The organism is Amycolatopsis sp. 3B14 (assembly GCF_050958625.1).
GTDB lineage: Bacteria > Actinomycetota > Actinomycetes > Mycobacteriales > Pseudonocardiaceae > Amycolatopsis_E > Amycolatopsis_E thermoflava.
The window spans coordinates 1-18802 of record NZ_JBHZEN010000036.1 but is presented as its reverse complement, the minus strand read 5'-3'; the positions used below and the strand labels follow the sequence as shown (position 1 = coordinate 18802).

Genomic DNA, 18802 nt, shown 5'->3' with positions numbered 1-18802 from the left:
GACCGATGAGCCCGCGTTCTTCCCGCGCGGCGCTCGCGGCGCTGCTCGCCTGCACGGTCTTCAGCCAGACCGGCCTCAACCTCGCCCGGCCGCTGATCTCCTACCGCGCGATCGCGCTGGGCGGCGACGGTTTCGCGATCGGGCTGATCACCGCCGCGTACGCGGTGCTGTCCCTGACCGTCGCGTTGCCGCTGGGCCGCTACACCGACCGCACCGGCCGCACCGGCGCCGTCCTGCTCGCCGGCGCCGCGCTGCTGGCCGCCGCGCCGGTCCTGCTGGCGCTGTCGACGTCGCTGGTCCTGGTCGGCGCCGCCGCCGCGGCGCTCGGTTTCGGGCACATCGTCTTCATGGTCGGCGCTCAGGGTTACGTCGCCAGGGCCTCCGGTGACTCCACTTTGGACCGTCACTTCGGACTGTTCACGGCCGCGGTGGCCGCCGGGCAGATGTTCGGGCCGCTGGGCAGCGGGCTGGTGCTAGGCGGGGCGACCGGTCCGGAACTCCTGCGCCCGGCGGCCACCGCCGCCTTCGTCGCGGCCGGGTGTGCCGCGGCGGCGCTGCCCGCCGCGGTGTGGCTCAGCCGGGCCCGGACCGCCGCCGCGCCGGAGCGGCGCGACGTGCCCAGCGCGTTCACGATGATCCGCAGCCGCGGCATGGTCGCCGGCCTGTTCGTCAGCCTCGCGCTGCTCAGCGCGGTCGACCTGCTCACCGCCTACCTGCCGCTGATCGCCGAGGAACGCGCGATCCCGCCGTCCGTCGTCGGCCTACTGCTGGCCCTGCGGTCGGCGGCCTCCATCCTGTCCCGGCTGAGCCTCGGCGCGCTGGCGGCCCGCTGGAGCCGCCGCGCCCTGGTCACCACGAGCGCGGCGGGCGCGGGCCTGGCTCTCGCGGTCGTGGCGGCGCCCGGGACCGGCGCGCTGGTCATGGGGTTCGCCCTGGTGGCGGGCGGGTTCCTGCTCGGCATCGGCCAGCCGCTGACGATGACCGCGGTGGTGAAGTCGGTGCCCGGTCACGCTCGCGGAGCCGCGCTGGCGCTGCGCCTGTGGGCGCCCCGGCTCGGCCAGGTGGCGATGCCGTCCGCGGCCGGTCTCGTCGCCGGCGCGCTCGGCGCCACCGGCGCGTTGTGGCTCGCCACGGGCGTTCTCGCCGCGGCCGCGGCCTCCACGCGGGCGACACCGGGCGAGCAGTCCTGATCATTCTTGGTACATCACTCTTGTAAAAAACCAGACCGCGCTCTAGGGTTCCGTCAGACGCCCCGCCTGACGCGGCGAATTCCCACTCACCCTTGGAAAGGACGCGACACGTGCAGATCCTGGTGCTGCCCGGGGACGGCATCGGCCCCGAAATCACGGCGGCCACCCTGGACGTCCTCACGGCCGCCGACCGGCTGCTCGGGCTCGGCCTGGAGTTCGAGACCCGCGACATCGGCCTGAAATCGCTGGCCGACCGGGGCACCACCCTCCCCGCCGAGGTCATGGAGCGCATTCCCCAGGTCGACGGCGTCCTCCTCGGCCCCGTGTCGCACTACGACTACCCGTCCCGCGCCGAGGGCGGCATCAACCCCTCGGCCGAGCTGCGGACGGTGTTCGAACTGTTCGCCAACGTGCGGCCGTGCCGCTCGCACGCGGACCTGTCGATCCTGCGGCACCCGATGGACCTGGTGATCGTCCGCGAGAACACCGAGGGCTTCTACTCCGACCGCAACATGCACGCCGGCAGCGGCGAGTTCATGCCCGATCCGGACCTCGCCATCTCGCTGCGCAAGATCACCGCGAAGGCGTCCGAGCGCGTCGCGCGCGCGGCGTTCGAGCTGGCCCGCGGCCGCCGCCGCAAGGTCACCGCGGTGCACAAGGCCAACGTCGTCAAGCTGTCCGACGGGCTGTTCCTGCGCGAGGTCCGCAAGGTCGCGGCCGACTACCCCGACGTGGAACTCGAGGAGCTGATCGTCGACGCCGCGGCGGCCCTGCTCATCCGGCGGCCGCACACGTTCGACGTCATCGTCACCACCAACATGTTCGGCGACATCCTGTCCGACGAGGCCTCGGAGCTGTCCGGCAGCCTCGGCCTCGGCGGGTCGGTCAACGCCGGGCACGACATCTGCGTGGCCCAGGCGCAGCACGGGTCCGCCCCGGACATCGCCGGGCAGGGCGTGGCCAACCCGACGTCGCTGATCCGGTCCGCGGCGATGCTGCTCGACTGGCTGGGCCGCCGCCACGCCGAACCGCGGCTGGTCAAGGCTGGCGAGCTGGTGGACGCGGCCGTCGACAACGTGCTCGCCGACCCCGCCACCCGGACCCGCGACATCGGCGGCACCCTCGGCACCGCCGAGTTCGCCGCCGCCGTGACGTCCACTCTGGACAAGACTGGAGTCCCGTCCTGATGATCGTTTCGACCGACCCGGCCACCGGCGCCGAACTGGCCCGCTTCACCCCGCACACCGCGGCGGAGGTGGACGCCGCCCTCGACCGAGCCGTCGCCGCTCAGCGCGAGTGGCGCGTGCGCCCGATCACCGAGCGCGTCGAACTCCTGCGCGCGATCGCCCGGGTATTGCGCGACGGCAAGGAGAAGTACGCCCGGCTCATCACCGCCGAGATGGGCAAGCCGGTCACCGAGGCCGAAGCCGAGATCGAAAAATGCGCGATCACCTGCGAGCACTACGCCGAGCACGCGCCGGACTACCTCGCCGACCGGCCGGTCTCCTCGAACGCCACCGAGTCCGCGGTCGTGTACGACCCGCTCGGTGTGGTCCTCGCGATCATGCCGTGGAACTACCCGTTCTGGCAGTTCTTCCGGTTCGCCGCGCCCGCGCTCGCGGCCGGCAACGGCGCGATCCTCAAGCACGCCAACAACGTGCCGCAGTGCGCGCTCGCCGTGGAAGAGGTGGTGCGTGAAGCCGGCGCGCCCGACGGCCTGTTCCGGACCCTGCTGGCGGAGGTGCCCGTAGTTGCCGACCTGATCGCCGACGACCGCATCGCCGCGGTGACGCTCACCGGGTCCACGGAGGTCGGCGCGATCGTGGCCGCCCAGGCGGGCGCGGCGCTCAAGAAGCAGGTGCTGGAGCTCGGCGGGTCCGACCCGTTCATCGTGCTCGCCGACGCCGACCTCGCCGCCGCGGCCGCCACCGCGGTGCGGGCCCGGTTCATCAACAACGGGCAGAGCTGCGTCAACGGCAAGCGATTCCTGGTCGAGGAAGCGGTCGCGGACGAGTTCGCCGAGGCGTTCACCGCGGCGGCCGCGGCGCTGCGCATCGGCGATCCCGCCGATCCCGCCACCGAGATCGGCCCGATGGCCCGCGCCAACCTGCGGGACGCCCTGCACGACCAGGTGCAACGGACCGTCCAGGCGGGAGCGACCGTGCGCACCGGCGGCGCACCGGTCGACGGGCCCGGGTTCTTCTACCAGCCCACCGTCCTCGACCACGTCCGGCCGGGCATGGCGGCCTTCGCGGAGGAGACTTTCGGCCCGGTGGCCGCGATCGTCCGCGTGCGCGACGCCGAAGAAGCGCTCACCCTGGCCAACCAGACCGAATTCGGGCTCGGGGCCGCGCTGTGGACCCGCGACCTCGACCGGGCCCGGGAGTTCGCCCGGCGCATCGACGCCGGCGCGGTGTTCGTCAACGGCCTCGTCGCCTCCGACGCCCGCCTGCCCTTCGGCGGCATCAAGAAGTCCGGCTACGGCCGGGAACTCGGCGCGGAGGGCATCCGCGAGTTCGTCAACGTCAAAACCCTGTGGATCGGACCGGTGAAACCATGACCAGCCAGGACAGTTGCTTCCCGCCTGCCGTCCTGCGCCCCGCGGAGCTGCACGCGTTCTCCCGCGGCGGCGGCGCGAGCACGATCCCGCTGGTGACCGGCGCCCGCGGCGCGCGGGTGTTCCTCAACGGGCAGACCCTGTTCGAGGGCGGCGCGGGCATCCCGCTGCACACGCACAACTGCCCGGAGAGCGTGGTGATCCTGGACGGCGACGCCATCGTCGAGATCGACGGCGTCGAGCACCACCTCACCCGGTTCGACACCACCTACGTCCCGGCCGGGATGCCCCACCGGTTCCGCAACGCCTCCGCCACCGCGCCGATGCGCATCCTGTGGACCTACGCCTCGGTCGACGCCACCCGCACGCTGGTCGAGACCGGCGTGACCACCCGCGTGGACGCCGAGCACCGCACTTCCTGAACCTCCCCTCCCCTCGCCCATGGAGAAGCAACGATGCTTGCCGTCCTCGGCTTCCTCACCCTCGGCACCTTCATGGTGCTGGTCATGCGGAAGTACGCGACCGCGTTCGTCGCGATCATCGCCGCGCCCGTCCTGTTCGCGATCGTCGCCGGCCGCGGCGCCGACCTCGGCGACATGGCCGTGGACGGCATCGAGACCGTCGCGCCGACCGCGGTCCTGCTGCTGTTCGCGGTGCTCTACTTCGGCGTCATGATGGACGCCAAGCTGTTCGACCCGGTCTGCCACGGCATCATCCGGCTCTCCAAGGGCGATCCGGTGCGGATCTGCGTGGGGACCGCGGTGCTGTCGCTGCTGGTCGCGCTGGACGGCGACGGCACCACCAGCTACATGATCATCTGCTCGGCGTTCCTGCCGATCTACCGCCGGATCGGGATGAACCCGCTGGTGATCGCCGCGATCGCGACCATGAGCCTCGGCGCGATCTCCGGGTCCACCCCGTGGGGCGGCGCGGCCACCCGCGCCATCTCGGTGCTCCACCTCGACGCCGCCACCTACTTCGTCCCGCTCATCCCGACCCTGCTCCTCACCTCCGCGCTGATCGTCGTGATCGCCTACTTCCTCGGCCGCGGCCAGCGCAAGCGGATCGACGAGAACGTGCTCGCCGACGTCGCCGCCGAACTGGCCGGGCAGGAGCGCGACCGGTCGGCGCTGCGGAACTGGCGGCTGTGGGTCAACGCCGGCCTCACCGTGCTGCTGCTCGTGCTCCTGGTCGCCGGGGTGGCCCCGCTGGTCACGTTGTTCATGGCCGGGTTCGTGATCGCGCTGCTGGTCAACCACCCCCGGCTCGCCGAGCAGGGCGAGGTCGTCAAGCGGCACGCCGCTTCCGCCGTGCCGGTGGTCATGCTCGTGCTCGGCGCCGGGATCTTCACCGGCATCCTGTCCGAGACCGGCATGGTCGACGCGATGGCCAAGGCGCTGCTCGGCGGCGTCCCGGACGGCCTCGGCAACCTGATCCCGCTGTTCACCGCGCTCATCGGGCTGCCGTTGAGCTTCTTCATGTCCAACGACGCCTACTTCTTCGGTGTCCTGCCGGTGCTGGCCGAATCCGCGAGCCACTACGGCATCGCGCCCTACGAGATCGCCCGCGCCGGGGTCGCCGGCCAGATGCTGCACTCGATCGGGCCGGCGTCGGCGCCGCTGTGGGTGCTGCTCGGGCTGGTCAAAAAGGACCTCGGCGAGTTCCAGCGGTTCGCCCTGCTCCGGGTGACGGTCGCGTCGCTGGGCATGATCGTGTTCACGGTCGCCACCGGGGCGATCACCCTCACTTGAAAGGAGACCGCGCATGGTCACCGAGATCGCGCACATCCGGGTCCGTCCCGGCGCGGAGGCGGCGTTCGAAGCGGCGGTCGCGGAGGCCGTCCCCTTGTTCCGGGCCGCCGAGGGCTGCCACGGGGTCCGGCTGGTGCGCAGCGTCGAGGTCCCGTCGCTCTACCGGCTGCTCGTGGAGTGGGAGACGGTCGAGCACCACACCGTGACGTTCCGCGGCTCGGCCGGGTTCGCGCGGTGGCGGGAGCTCGCGGGCCCGCACTTCGCGGCGCCGCCGGAGGTCGAGCACGTCGCGGACGTGCTGGAGCCGTAGTCTTGTCCTGACCGTCGCAGGAGGGGGACAACGGTAGTGGCGCCGACCGCACTCACCCGCCAGATCGCCGCGCGCATCGTGGACTACATCCGGACAGAGCAGGCGCCGCCCGGGACCCGGCTGGTGGAGCGGACGCTCGCCGAGCACCTGCGGGTGTCCCGGTCCCCCGTCCGCAGCGCGCTGCGGCTGCTCGAGGACGAGGGCGTGGTCGGCGTCGCGGAGCGGGGCGGCTACACGGTGCTGCGGCCGGTCGAGGAGCTGCCCACGCCGGCGGCCGACGACGACACCGAGGAGCTGTACCTGCGGATCGCGGCCGACCGGCTGGACGGCAAGCTACCCGACCGGGTCACGGAGAACGGGCTCGCCCGCGACTACGGTCTGACCCCCGGGCAGCTGGCCCGCATCCTCCGGCGCATCAACGCGGAGGGCTGGATCGAGCGGCTCCCCGGGTACGGCTGGGAGTTCCAGCCCATGCTGACCTCCCTGCGGTCCTATGAGGACAGCTACCGGTTCCGGCTGGCGATCGAGCCGACCGCGATTCTGGAACCTAGCTTCGCCCTGGACCGCAAGGCCGTGGAGGCCGTGCGCGATCAGCAGCAGGAACTCGTCGACGGCCGCATCTGGACGGTCAGCAACGCGGAGCTGTTCGACCTCAACAGCACCTTCCACGAGACGATCATGGAGTGCAGCGGCAACACGTTCTTCATCGACGGCCTCCGGAGGGTCGACCGCCTCCGGCGGCTGATCGAGTACCGCCGGTCACTGGCCCGCGACCGCGCGATCATCCGCTGCCGCGAACACGTCGAGATCGCGGACCTGCTGCTGGCCGGCGAACGGCGCGAGGCCGCGGACGCCCTGCGCCACCACCTCGGCACCGTCGGCGCCGAAAAGGTGACCAAGAACCGACCCGGTGGCTAGCCCTTCAGGCGCGGGAACAGTGCCTGGCAGTTGTCGCGGTCGGGCGATAATCAACGGTTCTTGACTTGACGGAGGCGCACAGGTCGGCGAAGTGCCAGATTCGCGAGGCGCCCCACATGCAGACGCTCGCCGCGGAGTGGAGGCTGCTGCCGTCGGCCTGTCGATCTGACCGTCGCGAGTGGCGACTTCGGGCCAGACCCTCTCCCGCAGCCGGCGGGAAGCGCGAGCACCGGGAAGACACAGCACGGACAACGCCAGACTATGGCCCGTCCGCGATCTCCCCGGCCAGGCCCAGGTTCCTTGGTTCGCTCGCCGCGATCTGCGCCGGCACGGGACCTACCTCCATCTCGCAAGCCCGACGCGCTGCTGCTCGACAACCTGGCGGGGAAGCCCGGCCTCCTCGAACCCGCGCGGCCTTCCTGGCTGCCGGTGAGCTCGGTTCATCGCGAATCTTCGAGGGTCGGCGGGTCCGTCTTCCACTCCCTTGCGGGGTATTTACCTCCCCCTCCGGGGAGGAATTTTTCACGGCGACGTGTCTCTCGGGCACCCACCGGGTGACAATCGGCCGAACAGAGCAGTGCGCCGCTCTGCACACGAACGAGGAGACGGTTGTGAACAGTGGTGTTCCGTCCGGTCCCGTCCGCGCGGCTCTCGAACCGGCCGACGACGTGGTGCGCCGGTCCCGCGACATCCTGCAGGTGGTGGCAGCGGTGACCGGGGAGCCGGTTCTCGCCAGCGCCCGCGATCTACCCTCGGCCGAGACCGGGTTGCGCGCGGCGGAGCACATCCTGCTCCGCGAGCTGGCGGCGGGCGGCGGGAGCGAGTCCACCCGGCTCGCGGCCCTGCTGGCCCAGGTCGGCGGCACTCTGGCGGCGGTACGGGACGGCAGGCTCGCCGTGCGCACCGCCGCGATGGGCGACCTGCACCAGTGCCTGGCCCGGCTGCGCGGCGCGAGCACGCTGCACGAACTGGCGCAGCAGGTGCCGGCCGAACTGCATCGCCTCGGGTACCGGCGCGCGTTGTTCTCCCGCCTGTCCGGGCCGGCGTGGAGCCCGCGCTCGGCCTACACCCACGACGACCCTCAGCTGGCCGAAGATCTGGTGCGCATCGGCACCGCCGTGCCCGGGCAACTCGGCCGCGAACTGCCCGAGACCGAGGTGGTACGCACCCGAACCCCGGTGCTCGTGGACGACGCCCAGCACAACCCACGGGTACACCACCGGCTGATCAACCTGGCCCGCACACTGGACTACGTGGTCGCCCCCCTCGTGACCCGGGGCGAGGTGGTCGGCCTGGTGCACGCGGACCAGCATGTGGAACACGACCACGTCGACGAGTTCGACCTGCGCCTGCTCGGCCTGTTCGCCGAAGGCCTGGGCTGCGTGTTCGAGCGGGTCGTGTTCGCCGAGCAGCTGCGGCTGATGCGGGAGCGGATGCGGGAGGTCGACGACCTGCTCGACGGGTACCCGGTCGCGCCCCAGCCGCAGCGGCCACGTCCGGTGGATCCGCTCGAGAAGTACGAGGGCCCCTTCGCCGAGCTGACCCGCCGGGAACTGGACGTCCTGCGCCACCTGGTGCTCGGCGAGAGCAACAGCCAGATCGCGGCCGCGCTGTTCGTCTCCCCCGGCACGGTGAAGACGCACGTCAAGAACGTGCTGCGCAAGCTCGGCGTCTCCAACCGGGCCGAGGCGACCGCGCGCTACCACGAGCTGATGCAGCGGCACCGGTAAGTACTACGGGGAGAGAACCGGGAGAGAAATCTCTTCCTCCGGGGTGATGCACGACACGTCGCACTGGCCCAAAGATTGGACCGAACGCGCAACGATGCCGTCTTCCCCGGAGGAACTCACATGACCACTACGCCCGAACTGTCCACGCGCCCGATCCCGGACGAGATCGCGAGGCAGGTCGTGCTGCCGGAGGGCCACCGCCACGACGGGCCGCTGTTCGAGGCCTACCGCTGGCTGCGGGAGAACAACCCGCTGGGCCAGGTGAAGGTCGAGGGTTACGACCCGGTCTGGCTGGTGACCAAGCACGCCGACATCATGGAGATCGAGCGCCAGCCGCACGTGTTCACCAGCGGCGGTGGTGACGAACCCGGCTCGCACAACCCGATCCTGCAGAACCAGGCCGGCGACGCCTTCACCAAGCAGCTCACCGGCGGCAGCCTGCGCATCCTCGACACGCTGACCTACCTGGACCCGCCCGAGCACACCGAGATCAAGGACATCGCCAACGACTGGTTCCGCCCCGCGAACCTGAAGAAGTGGGAGGACCGGATCCGGGCACTGGCGAAGGAAGCCATCGCCAAGTACCTGCGCAGCGGCGCCAACGACATCGACTTCGTCCAGGAGTTCGCCCTCTACTACCCGCTGCACGTGATCATGAGCCTGTTCGGCGTCCCGGAAGAGGACGAGCCGCGCATGATGACGCTGACGCAGGAGTTCTTCGGCACCGCCGACCCGGACGCGCAGCGCGAGGACGTGGAGCCGCTGACCCCGGAGGCCGCGGCGCAGCAGTGGTCGGCCGCGATCGCCGACTTCTACGCCTACTTCGACAAGCTGGTCGAGGACCGGCGGGCGAATCCGCGCGACGACCTGGCGACGATCATCGCGCGGGCGAAGGACGGCAACGGTGAGTACTACCGCAAGGAGTTCGCCTACGGCTGGTTCATCGCGATCGCGACCGCGGGCCACGACACCACGTCGAGCACGATGGCCGGCACGATCGAGGCGCTGGCCCAGTTCCCCGACCAGCTCGCGCAGGTGCAGGCCAACCCCGCCCTGATTCCGGACCTGGTCAACGAGGGCCTGCGGTGGGTCTCGCCGGTCAAGCAGTTCACCCGTCAGGCCACGCAGGACTACGTGCTGCGCGGGCAGCAGATCCGCACCGGCGACCGGTTCATGCTGCTCTACCAGTCGGCCAACCGGGATGCCGACGTGTTCGACGAGCCGGACACCTTCCGCCTGGACCGCAAGCCCAACAAGCACATCGCCTTCGGCTACGGCCCGCACATGTGCATCGGCCAGCACCTGGCCAAGCTCGAGCTGCGGATCATGTTCGAGGAGTTGCTGCCGCTGATCAACAGCGTTCAGGTGACCGGCGAGCGCAAGTCGGTGGTGACCAACTTCGTCGGGGGGCTGAAGAAACTGCCCGTGCGCCTGGAGCTCAAGTGAGCCGCGTTCTGATTGTCGGCGCCGGTCACGCCGGCGCCACACTGGCCGGCCTGCTGCGGCAGGCCGGCCACCGGGGCCCGGTCGAACTCTTCGGAGACGAGGTGGACCTGCCCTACCACCGGCCGCCGCTGTCCAAGAAGTTCACCGGCGGCGAGCTGGAGCAGTGGCTGCGGCCGCCGGAGTTCTACCGGGAACAAGACATTACGGTCCGGCTCGGCGAGCCCGTCACCACGATCGACCGGGACGGGTGCCGGGTGCGCACCGCCTCGGGCGAGTTCCACCGCTACGACCACCTCGTCCTGGCGACCGGAGCCGAGCCACGGGCCCTGCCCGTGCCCGGCGCGGATCTCGCCGGTGTGGTGTCGCTGCGGACACTGGCCGACGCCCGGATGTTGCGCACCTGCATCGACGAGCGGCGCAGTCTGGTCATCGTCGGTGGCGGCTACATCGGGCTCGAAGTCGCCGCGGTCGCCCGGTCTTGTGGCGTCGAGGTCACGGTCGTCGAGCGCGAAGACCGGGTGCTGGCCCGCGTCGCCAGCCCGCGGCTGTCGGAGATCCTGGCCGCCCACCACCGGGAGCAGGGCACGCGGATCGTCACCGGGGCCGAGGTCACTCGCATCGACGGCGCAGGCGGGCGGGCGCGGGCGGTCGTGCTCGGGGACGGAACAACGATCCCGTCCGAGGCGGTGCTGGTCGGTGTCGGCGCGGTGCCCCGCGACCGGCTGGCCGCGGACGCGGGACTGCTGTGCGCGCAGGGCGTCGTCGTCGACGAGCACGCCCGCACCAGCGACCCGCGGATCCTCGCGATCGGCGACGTCACCCGGCGGCCCCTGGCCTCCGGCGCTCTGGTCCGGCTGGAAAGCATCCCGAGCGCCACCGAACAGGCCAGGCAGGCGGTCGCCACCATCACCGGTGCGGCACCGGTGGCGGCCGAGGTGCCGTGGTTCTGGTCCGATCAGTTCGACCTCAAACTCAAGATCGCCGGCCTCGTCCCGGCCACACCGAGCACGGTGCTGCGCGGCGATCCCGCGACCGGCCGTTTCGCGCTGTTCCACCACCATGGCGGCACCGTCACCGCCGTCGAATCCGCCAACTCACCCGGCGAGTTCATGGCGGGCAAGAAGTTCATCGCCTCACGGGCGCGCATCGATCCGGACCGGCTGGCCGACGCCTCGGTCCCGCTGCGCGACGTCGTCCACCAGTACGGAGCCTGACAATGCCCAAGGTCACCTACGCGCTGCCCGACGGAACCACGCACACCCTCGACGTCCCGTGTGGACAGAGCGTCATGGACGGTTCCGTGCGCAACAACCTGCCCGGCATCGTCGCCGAGTGCGGCGGCAGCTGCTCGTGCGCCACCTGCCACGTCTTCGTCGACGAAGGCGGCGCGTGCTTCGACGAGCCCACCGACGAGGAGCGTGAGCTGCTCGAATACGCCGAAGGCGCGCGCCCCAACTCCCGCCTGTCGTGCCAGCTGATCCTCAGCGACGCCTGCGAGCACGTGCGCGTCACTGTCCCCGACACCAACGGCTGATTCCCTCCCTCCCCCACGGACAAAGGAGTCCTCGCATGGACATCACCGCCGCGGTGGCCACCGAGATCGGTGGCACCTTCGAGCTGCAACGACTCACCCTGGCCGATCCCGCACCCGGCGAGGTCGTCGTCGAGATCGCCGGCGTCGGCCTGTGCCACACCGACCTGGCCGCCAAGGACGGCCATCTGCCCTTCCCACTGCCCGGCGTCTTCGGTCACGAGGGCAGCGGAGTGGTCACCGCGGTCGGCGACGGCGTCACGAAGGTCGCCGTCGGCGACAAGGTGGTGCTCAGTTTCGACAGCTGCGGCGAGTGCCGCGAGTGCCGCCGCGACGAGCCCGCCTACTGCCAGAACTTCATGGCCTATAACTTCGGTGGCGCCCGGCAGGACGGCACCAGCCCGCTGACCCGCGAGGGCGAGCCGGTCGGATCGGCGTTCTTCGGGCAATCCTCCTTCGCCACCCACGCCCTGGCCCGGGAACGCAACGTGGTGAAGGTGCCCGACGACTCGCCGCTGGCGGTGCTCGGCCCGCTCGGCTGCGGGGTGCAGACCGGCGCGGGCGCGGTGCTCAACTCACTGGACTGTCAGCCGGGTGAGTCGCTGCTCGTGCTGGGTGGCGGTTCGGTCGGGCTCTCGGCGGTGCTGGCCGGTGTGGTGCGGGAGTTGAACCGGATCATCGTCGTCGAGCCCCACGCCGCGCGCCGGGACCTCGCGTTGTCGCTGGGCGCCACGGACGTGATCAACCCGGCGGACGGGCCGCTGCCCGAGCAGGTGCGGGCGATCGTGCCCGACGGGGTGGACCACGCGATCGACACGACCGGGATCGCCGCCGTCCTGCAGGACGCCATGCTCGCGCTGGCCCACCGCGCGAAGGTCGGGATCATCGGGGTGCCCGCCGACCCCGAGGCCGCGCTCGCGCTGAACCTCATCCAGGCGCAGGTGCTGGGTGTGCGGGTGATGGGCATCGTCGAGGGCGACAGCGACCCCGACGTGTTCGTCCCGCAGCTGCTCCAGCTGCACCGCAGCGGGCGTTTCCCGTTCGACAAGCTCGTCACCACCATGCCGTTCAACCGGATCAACGAAGCCGTCGCCGCCCAGCACCGGGGCGACGCGGTCAAGATCGTGCTCGTGCCCGAGGAGTCCTGATGACCATCGACTACGACCGGCTCTACCTCGCCGGCAACTGGACCGCGCCTGCGACGCGGCAGCGCATCGACGTGCACTCGGCCGGCACCGAAGAGCTGATCGGCAGTGTTCCCGAAGCCGCTGAGTCCGACGTCGACGACGCCGTGGCCGCGGCGCGCCGCGCGTTCGACGATCCGGCGGGCTGGTCCCGCTGGGAGCCGCGGCGGCGCGCCGAGGTGCTCGAACGGTTCGCCGTCGCGCTGGAAAAGCGCGCCGGGGAGACCGCCCGGCGGGTGACGATCCAGAACGGCATGCCGATCTCACTGGCACAGCAGTTCGAAGGCGGGTTCCCGCCGGTGCTGCTGCGGTACTTCGCCGAGCTGGTCACCCGGAACCCGCAGGAGGAGACCCGGCCGGGCATGCTCGGCGGCAGCTCGCGCGTCATCCGGGAGCCGATCGGAGTCGTCGCGGCGGTCGTGCCGTGGAACGTGCCGCAGGCGATCACGTTCCTCAAACTGGCGCCCGCGCTGGCCGCGGGGTGCACCGTGGTGCTCAAGCCCGCCCCGGAGACGGTGCTGGACGCGATGCTGATGGCCGAGGCCGCGGCGGAGGCCGGGCTTCCCGAGGGCGGGCTCAGCGTGGTCCCGGGCGGCCGCGAGCTGGGCGCCTACCTGATCGCGCACCCGGGCGTGGACAAGGTGTCGTTCACCGGCTCCACCGCGGCGGGACGGTCGATCGCCGAGACCTGCGGGCGCCTGCTGCGGCCGGTGACGCTGGAACTGGGCGGCAAGTCCGCCGCGATCGTCCTCGACGACGCGAACCTCGCCGAAACCATCGAGAGCTTCTTCGCGGCCACGCTGCTGAACAACGGCCAGATCTGCTGGCTCGGCACCCGCGTGCTGGCTCCGCGGTCGCGCTACGGCGAGGTCGTGGACACCATCACCGACCTGGCCCGCTCGCTCGCGGTCGGGGACCCACTCGACGAGGGCACCCAGGTCGGGCCGCTGGTGTCCGCCCGCCAGCGGGACCGGGTCGAGTCCTACATCGCCAAGGGGCTCGGTGAGGGTGCGCGCCTGACCGCAGGCGGCGGGCGGCCGTCCGGGCTCGACCGCGGCTGGTTCGTGGAGCCCACGGTGTTCGCGGACGTGGACAACCGGCACACGATCGCCCAGGAGGAGATCTTCGGCCCGGTGCTGTCGGTGATCCCCTACACCGACGAGGACGAGGCGGTGGCGATCGCCAACGCCAGCGAGTACGGGCTGGGCGGCAGCGTATGGACGACCGACCCCGGCCGCGGCGAATCCGTCGCCCGGCGGGTGGCGTCGGGAACGATCGGTATCAACGCCTACGCCAACGACCCGACCGCGCCCTTCGGCGGCATCAAGTCCAGCGGCATCGGACGGGAGCTGGGGCCCGAGGGCCTGCACTCCTACCAGGTGTTCAAGACCATCTACCTGGACCCTCCGAAGGGGTAGGCGACCTCTCCCCTAAGGGGTAAACGGCGGCGGCACCCTTGATAACGCTCGTTCACAGACCTAGATTCGGGACAACGCGAGCGCGCCACGGGTGCCGCCGCCGTGTTCTTCTCACACTTCGAAAGGATCTCGGGTCACCATGGACGACTTCACCGACATCACGTACAAGGTCGACAACGGCCTCGCGTGGATCACGATCAACCGGCCCGAGCGGTACAACTCCTTCCGCGCCCGCACCGTCGACGAGCTCGTCAAGGCGTTCAAGAAGGCGTGGAACAGCAACGAGGTCGGCGTCATCTGCCTGACCGGCGCCGGCGAGAAGGCGTTCTGCACCGGCGGCGACCAGAAGCAGCGCGCCGAGACCGGCGACTACGGCCCGTCGGACTCCGGGCTGTTCGAGATCGACGCCCTGCACCACGTCATCCGTGACGTGCCGAAGCCGGTCATCGCCGCGGTGAACGGCTTCGCGATCGGCGGCGGGCACGTGCTGCACGTGCTGTGCGACCTGACGATCGCCGCCGACACCGCGGTCTTCGGCCAGAACGGCCCGCGCGTGGGCTCGTTCGACGCCGGGTTCGGCACCGGCTACCTCGCCCGCATCCTGGGCGAGAAGCGGGCGCGCGAGGTCTGGTTCCTGTGCCGCCGCTACACCGCGGCCCAGATGGAGAACTGGGGCCTGGTCAACAAGGTCGTCCCCGCGGCCGACCTGCAGAACGAGGTGCGCGCCTGGGCCGACGAGATCCTGGCCCTGTCCCCCACCGCACTGAAGGTGCTCAAGCAGTCCTTCAACACTGACACCGAGCAGTTCGCCAGCGTCGGGCAGATGGCCTACTCGCACCTGAAGATCTTCGGCGAATCCGCCGAGGCGCAGGAGGGCATCAAGGCGTTCAACGAGAAGCGCAGCCCGGACTTCTCCGCCTTCCGCGGCAACTGATAACGGCCGTTCACGATGAAGTTTACCCCCGAACAGGATGAGTTCGCCGCCGCGGTGCGCGCGTTCTGCGACCGCGAGTGCCGGACACTCGCCCAGCGGGACGCGCTCACCGCGGGCGGCACCCTCGCCAACAGCCCGGAGATCCTGCGCAAGCTCGCCGCACACGGCTGGCTCGGCGTGTCGATCCCGGAGGCCTACGGCGGAGCCGGGGCCGGCATGGTCGACGAGTGCCTGTTCCTCGAGGAGACCTCGCGGGGCCTGGCGCCGATCACGGCCTACTCGACCGGGCTGACCGCCGCGCAGACCTACCTGCGTTACGGCACCGAAGAGCAGAAGAAGGACATCCTCGGCGGCATCTGCGCCGGCGAGATCGAGGCGATCGCGCTGTCCGAACCCGGGGCGGGCTCCGACCTGGGCTCGGTGCGCATCAAGGCCACGCTCGACGGCGACCACTACGTGGTCAACGGCCAGAAGACGTGGACCTCGGCCGCGCACATCGCCAGGCACATCCTGCTGCTGGCCCGCACCGACCCGGGCGGGACCAAGCACCAGGGCCTGACGTTGCTGATCGTGCCCACGGACACCCCCGGCCTGGAGATCCGCGGGATCCAGACCATGGAACCGCACACGGTCAACGACCTGTTCTTCACCGACGTGCGGATCCCGGTCGCGAACGTGGTCGGCGAAGCGGGACAGGCGTGGAAGCACCTCATGCGCGGCCTGTCCGTCGAACGGCTCATCATCGCCACCATGTCGCTGGGCGCGGCGCAGCGGTCGCTGGACGACGTGCTGGCCTACGTCAAGGAGCGGGAGCAGTTCGGCCGCCCGATCGGCAGCTTCCAGGCCATCCGGCACCGCATCGCCGACCTGGCCACCGAAATCGCCTACGCCAAGGCGTTCGTCTACGACGTCGCCGCGCGGATCGACGCCGGCGAGGAGGACCAGCTGGCGCGGGAGGGCGCGATGGCGAAGCTCAAGTGCACCGAGATCGCCAAGCACACCGCGCTGGAGGCGATGCAGATGATGGGCGGCTACGGCTACGCCCGCGAATACGGCATGGAAGGCCAGGTGCGCAAGGCACTGGCCCCGCCCATCTACGGCGGCACCAACGAGATCCAGCGCGAGATCATCAGCAAGAGCCTCGGGCTGTAGAGAGGGACACGCATGGCATCGACGAGGAAGTCCGTGTTCGCCCCCGACCTGCTGGCGGGCAAGCGGATCCTGATCACCGGCGGCGGCACCGGCCTCGGCCGCGGCGTGGCCCGGCACCTGGCCGACCACGGCGCGCAGGTGCACCTGTGGGGCAGGCGGGAAGCGGTGCTGGCCGAAGCCGCCGCGGAAGCGGGCAAGCCGGGCACGGTGCACTACCAGACCGTAGACGTCCGCAAGGCCGAGCTGGTCGACGCGGCGATGGACGAGATCTGGGCGTCGCACGGGCCCCTGACCGGGGTGATCAACAACGCCGCGGCCAACTTCATCGCGCCGACGAAGACGCTGAGCGCCCGCGGGTTCGAGGCGGTCAGCTCGACGGTGATGAACGGGTCGTTCAACACCACCCACGCCGCCGGCCGCCGCTGGATCGAGCAGGGCCTGCCGGGCGTGGTGCTGTCCACGCTGACGACGTGGGTGTGGAGCGGGTCGGCGTTCGTGGTGCCCTCGGCGATGGCCAAGGCCGCGGTGCACGCGATGACGATGTCACTGGCCGTCGAGTGGGCCAGGTACGGGATCCGGCTCAACGCACTGGCCCCCGGCCCGATCCCGACGGACTACGCGTGGGAGATGCTCAACCCGACCGACAAGAGCGCAGTGGGCGCGACCCAGGCCGACCAGGTGCCGATGGGCCGCATGGGCACGGTCGAGGAGCTGGCGAACCTGACGATCTTCCTGCTCTCCGACGCCTGCGACTACCTGACCGGCGAGACGATCGCGATGGACGGCGGGCAACGGCTCGCCGGGCCGGGCACGTTCGCCGGGCTCACGTCGCTGTCCGATGAGGACTGGGCCGAGATCCGCGCGAAGAGCCAGGCCGCGAGCGCGGCGGCGAAGGCGCAGCGCAACGTCTGAGCGCACAAGGGAAGGGGCCGCCTCGGCGGGTGGCCTCTTCCCCTGTGTCACCGTCCGCAGACATAACCGCCACTCGGATCGGGGGCCGCAGTCACCGACGACAGGGAACCGCCCAGAGCGCGGCCGTGATCGCGCGCCCTGCGGAGCAGCACGCGGGTCACCTGGCCGTAGCCCTCCGGGCGAGTCGCGAGGTTGCTCGCGTGGTAGCTCAACGACTCCGGCGGGCATCACAATGGAGTCGATCGCCTGCAGCTCCTGGTACATCGGCAGCCGGATCGGCGGAGGGCGCGAACCGGTCGAGGTCGTCGAATCCCACGCGCACACCCGTCAGATCACCGGTGAGAGCGCCGAGATAGTCCAGCGGACCCGCGTGGTCGAGCGTGTCGCTCAGCGGCACCACGCCCGCCTTCGGCACCCGCCCGAAGGCCGGTTTCAGACCGGTGACGCCGTTTAACCGGCGGGCATCCGGATGCTGCCCGCGGTGTCCGTGCCGAGTGCGCCGAACACCATGCCCGAGGTCACGCCACTGCCGCACCCCGAGCTGGACCCGCCTAGTGCTCGGGGTTCCAGGCGTTGCGGGGCAACGGGAACGGCTTGACCACATCCGGCACGCCGCGGGTGAACTCCATCGGGGCGAGCCTGCCGAGCACCGTCCCGTCCGCGCGGGTGAGGCGCGCGACCGCCGGGGCGTCACCGGCCGCCCAGCCCGGATCGAGGACCAGGCTCTGCGCGGTCGTTCGTGTCCCGTCGCAGCGGCGAGACGGGCGTCGGCCTGGCGCGCTGCGGCCCGGGCGTAGGAACACCCCCGACGTCGCGTCGACGGCGTCCGCGCGGGCAATCGCCTCTTCGGACGGCTGCGGGCCCGACACCCGTCCGGCCCGCAGGTCCGCGCTGGCGGACATGATCGTCCGCGTCACGACGCCACCTGCTCCGCCCCTGTCAGGAAAGACTTCACCATCCCGGCGTCGGCGTAGTACTCGTCGCCCACGCCTTGTACCGCGCGGCGGCGGCCGTACTCGTAGAGCACCGCGAGCTTCCACAACGCCAGCGCGGTGTACCAGTCCAGGGTGGACAGATCCCGCCCGGTCGCCGCCGCGTACCGCTCGGCCAGCTGCTCCCGCGTCGGATAGCCGTCCTCCAGCACCGCCACCCCCAGGTCCTCCGTCGGTGTGCGGGGCTGCCCGGCCACCGGCCAGGACGCGAGGAAGTAGCCGACGTCGAAGAGCGGATCGCCGAGGGTGGCCAGCTCCCAGTCGAGCACGGCGAGGATCCGGCCCGGCGGGTCCGGCGCCACGATCACATTGCCCAGGCGGTAGTCGTTGTGCACGATCGTCGCGCCCGCCTCCGGCGGCACGTGCGCGGCGAGCCACGCGTCGATCCCGGCGAACTCGGCCGGCGGCTTGCCGTCGGCGTCCGCGATCAACCTGCCCATGCGGCGGAAGTGGCGCGCGTTGAACCCCTCCGGCCGTCCCAGGTCGGCCAGGCCGCGCGCCCGCCAGTCCACCGCGTGCAGCGCGGCGAGCGTGTCCACCAGGGATTCCCCGATGCGGCGCCGGTCCGCAGGCGTGCTCAGCGCTTCCGAGGTCCGCTCGGTGATCACCGGGCCCTCGACGTAGCTCATCACGTAGAACGGCACGTCGATCACCTCCCCCGCCTGACCGACCGCGAGCACGTCGGCCACCGGCACGTCCGTCCCCGCCAGTGCCCCGATGAGCTTCGCCTCGCGCAGCATGTCGTGCGCGCCCGGCGGGATCGGCGGGGGGGGGGGG

General features: G+C 71.1%; 19 protein-coding genes. 16 read left to right on the top strand and 3 right to left on the bottom strand.

The genetic code is table 11. The features are described 5' to 3' along the window. Positions 1–5: 5 nt before the first annotated feature. The 16 genes from ACCP09_RS20715 (at position 6) to ACCP09_RS20640 (ending at position 17033) form a co-directional block, all read left to right on the top strand. Entirely contained in the window at positions 6–1190 is a 1185-nt protein-coding gene (locus tag ACCP09_RS20715) for an MFS transporter (RefSeq protein WP_433749076.1), read from the top strand. A gap of 110 nt (positions 1191–1300) precedes the next feature. Continuing rightward, positions 1301–2377 (top strand): isocitrate/isopropylmalate dehydrogenase family protein, encoded by a 1077-nt coding sequence (locus tag ACCP09_RS20710; protein ID WP_433749073.1) that lies wholly within the window; start codon positions 1301–1303, stop codon positions 2375–2377. After that, entirely contained in the window at positions 2377–3750 is a 1374-nt protein-coding gene (locus tag ACCP09_RS20705; protein WP_433749070.1) for an NAD-dependent succinate-semialdehyde dehydrogenase, read from the top strand. Before ACCP09_RS20710 ends, ACCP09_RS20705 begins: the two co-directional genes overlap by 1 nt. After that, positions 3747–4169 carry a cupin domain-containing protein gene (locus tag ACCP09_RS20700; protein WP_433749067.1) on the top strand — a complete coding sequence of 141 codons (423 nt, stop codon included), beginning with the start codon at positions 3747–3749 and terminating at the stop codon, positions 4167–4169. The genes ACCP09_RS20705 and ACCP09_RS20700 overlap by 4 nt, the downstream gene beginning before the upstream one ends. 33 nt (positions 4170–4202) lie before the next feature. Further along, entirely contained in the window at positions 4203–5498 is a 1296-nt protein-coding gene (locus ACCP09_RS20695) for a CitMHS family transporter (protein WP_433749064.1), read from the top strand. Positions 5499–5511: 13 nt separating this feature from the next. Beyond that, positions 5512–5808, top strand: coding sequence for an antibiotic biosynthesis monooxygenase family protein (locus ACCP09_RS20690; RefSeq protein WP_027930218.1), 297 nt, complete (start codon positions 5512–5514; stop codon positions 5806–5808). Between the two features lie 36 nt (positions 5809–5844). Continuing rightward, a complete protein-coding gene (locus tag ACCP09_RS20685) occupies positions 5845–6726 on the top strand; it encodes a GntR family transcriptional regulator (protein WP_433749061.1) in 882 nt (293 codons plus the stop codon). A gap of 611 nt (positions 6727–7337) precedes the next feature. Then, the gene (locus tag ACCP09_RS20680) at positions 7338–8456 is read left to right on the top strand and encodes a LuxR C-terminal-related transcriptional regulator (protein ID WP_433749058.1); all 1119 of its coding nucleotides are present in this window, start codon (positions 7338–7340) and stop codon (positions 8454–8456) included. A 120-nt stretch (positions 8457–8576) separates the two neighbouring features. Continuing rightward, a complete protein-coding gene (locus ACCP09_RS20675) occupies positions 8577–9902 on the top strand; it encodes a cytochrome P450 (RefSeq protein ID WP_433749055.1) in 1326 nt (441 codons plus the stop codon). After that, complete coding sequence (locus tag ACCP09_RS20670) at positions 9899–11116, top strand: NAD(P)/FAD-dependent oxidoreductase (RefSeq protein WP_433749052.1); 1218 nt, start codon at positions 9899–9901, stop codon at positions 11114–11116. Before ACCP09_RS20675 ends, ACCP09_RS20670 begins: the two co-directional genes overlap by 4 nt. A 2-nt stretch (positions 11117–11118) precedes the next feature. Beyond that, entirely contained in the window at positions 11119–11436 is a 318-nt protein-coding gene (locus ACCP09_RS20665) for a 2Fe-2S iron-sulfur cluster-binding protein (RefSeq protein ID WP_433749049.1), read from the top strand. A gap of 35 nt (positions 11437–11471) precedes the next feature. Further along, entirely contained in the window at positions 11472–12581 is a 1110-nt protein-coding gene (locus tag ACCP09_RS20660; RefSeq protein ID WP_433749046.1) for an NAD(P)-dependent alcohol dehydrogenase, read from the top strand. Beyond that, complete coding sequence (locus ACCP09_RS20655) at positions 12581–14035, top strand: aldehyde dehydrogenase (protein ID WP_433749043.1); 1455 nt, start codon at positions 12581–12583, stop codon at positions 14033–14035. Before ACCP09_RS20660 ends, ACCP09_RS20655 begins: the two co-directional genes overlap by 1 nt. 139 nt (positions 14036–14174) lie before the next feature. Further along, positions 14175–14969 (top strand): enoyl-CoA hydratase-related protein, encoded by a 795-nt coding sequence (locus ACCP09_RS20650; protein WP_433749040.1) that lies wholly within the window; start codon positions 14175–14177, stop codon positions 14967–14969. A gap of 15 nt (positions 14970–14984) precedes the next feature. Next, positions 14985–16121, top strand: coding sequence for an acyl-CoA dehydrogenase family protein (locus ACCP09_RS20645; protein ID WP_027930225.1), 1137 nt, complete (start codon positions 14985–14987; stop codon positions 16119–16121). Positions 16122–16133: 12 nt separating this feature from the next. Continuing rightward, a complete protein-coding gene (locus ACCP09_RS20640; protein ID WP_027930226.1) occupies positions 16134–17033 on the top strand; it encodes an SDR family oxidoreductase in 900 nt (299 codons plus the stop codon). 450 nt (positions 17034–17483) lie between these two features. Here ACCP09_RS20640 and ACCP09_RS20635 read toward each other — a convergent pair whose 3' ends face one another. From ACCP09_RS20635 to ACCP09_RS20625, 3 genes are all read right to left on the bottom strand, one after another. Then, positions 17484–17555 (bottom strand): hypothetical protein, encoded by a 72-nt coding sequence (locus tag ACCP09_RS20635; protein WP_433749371.1) that lies wholly within the window; start codon positions 17553–17555, stop codon positions 17484–17486. 29 nt (positions 17556–17584) lie between these two features. Beyond that, positions 17585–17950, bottom strand: a complete 366-nt coding sequence (locus tag ACCP09_RS20630) for a hypothetical protein (RefSeq protein WP_433749035.1) — start codon at positions 17948–17950, stop codon at positions 17585–17587. Further along, on the bottom strand, positions 17947–18802 hold an 856-nt coding region (locus tag ACCP09_RS20625), incomplete at its 5' end, for a phosphotransferase family protein (RefSeq protein ID WP_433749032.1). The genes ACCP09_RS20625 and ACCP09_RS20630, both read right to left, overlap by 4 nt.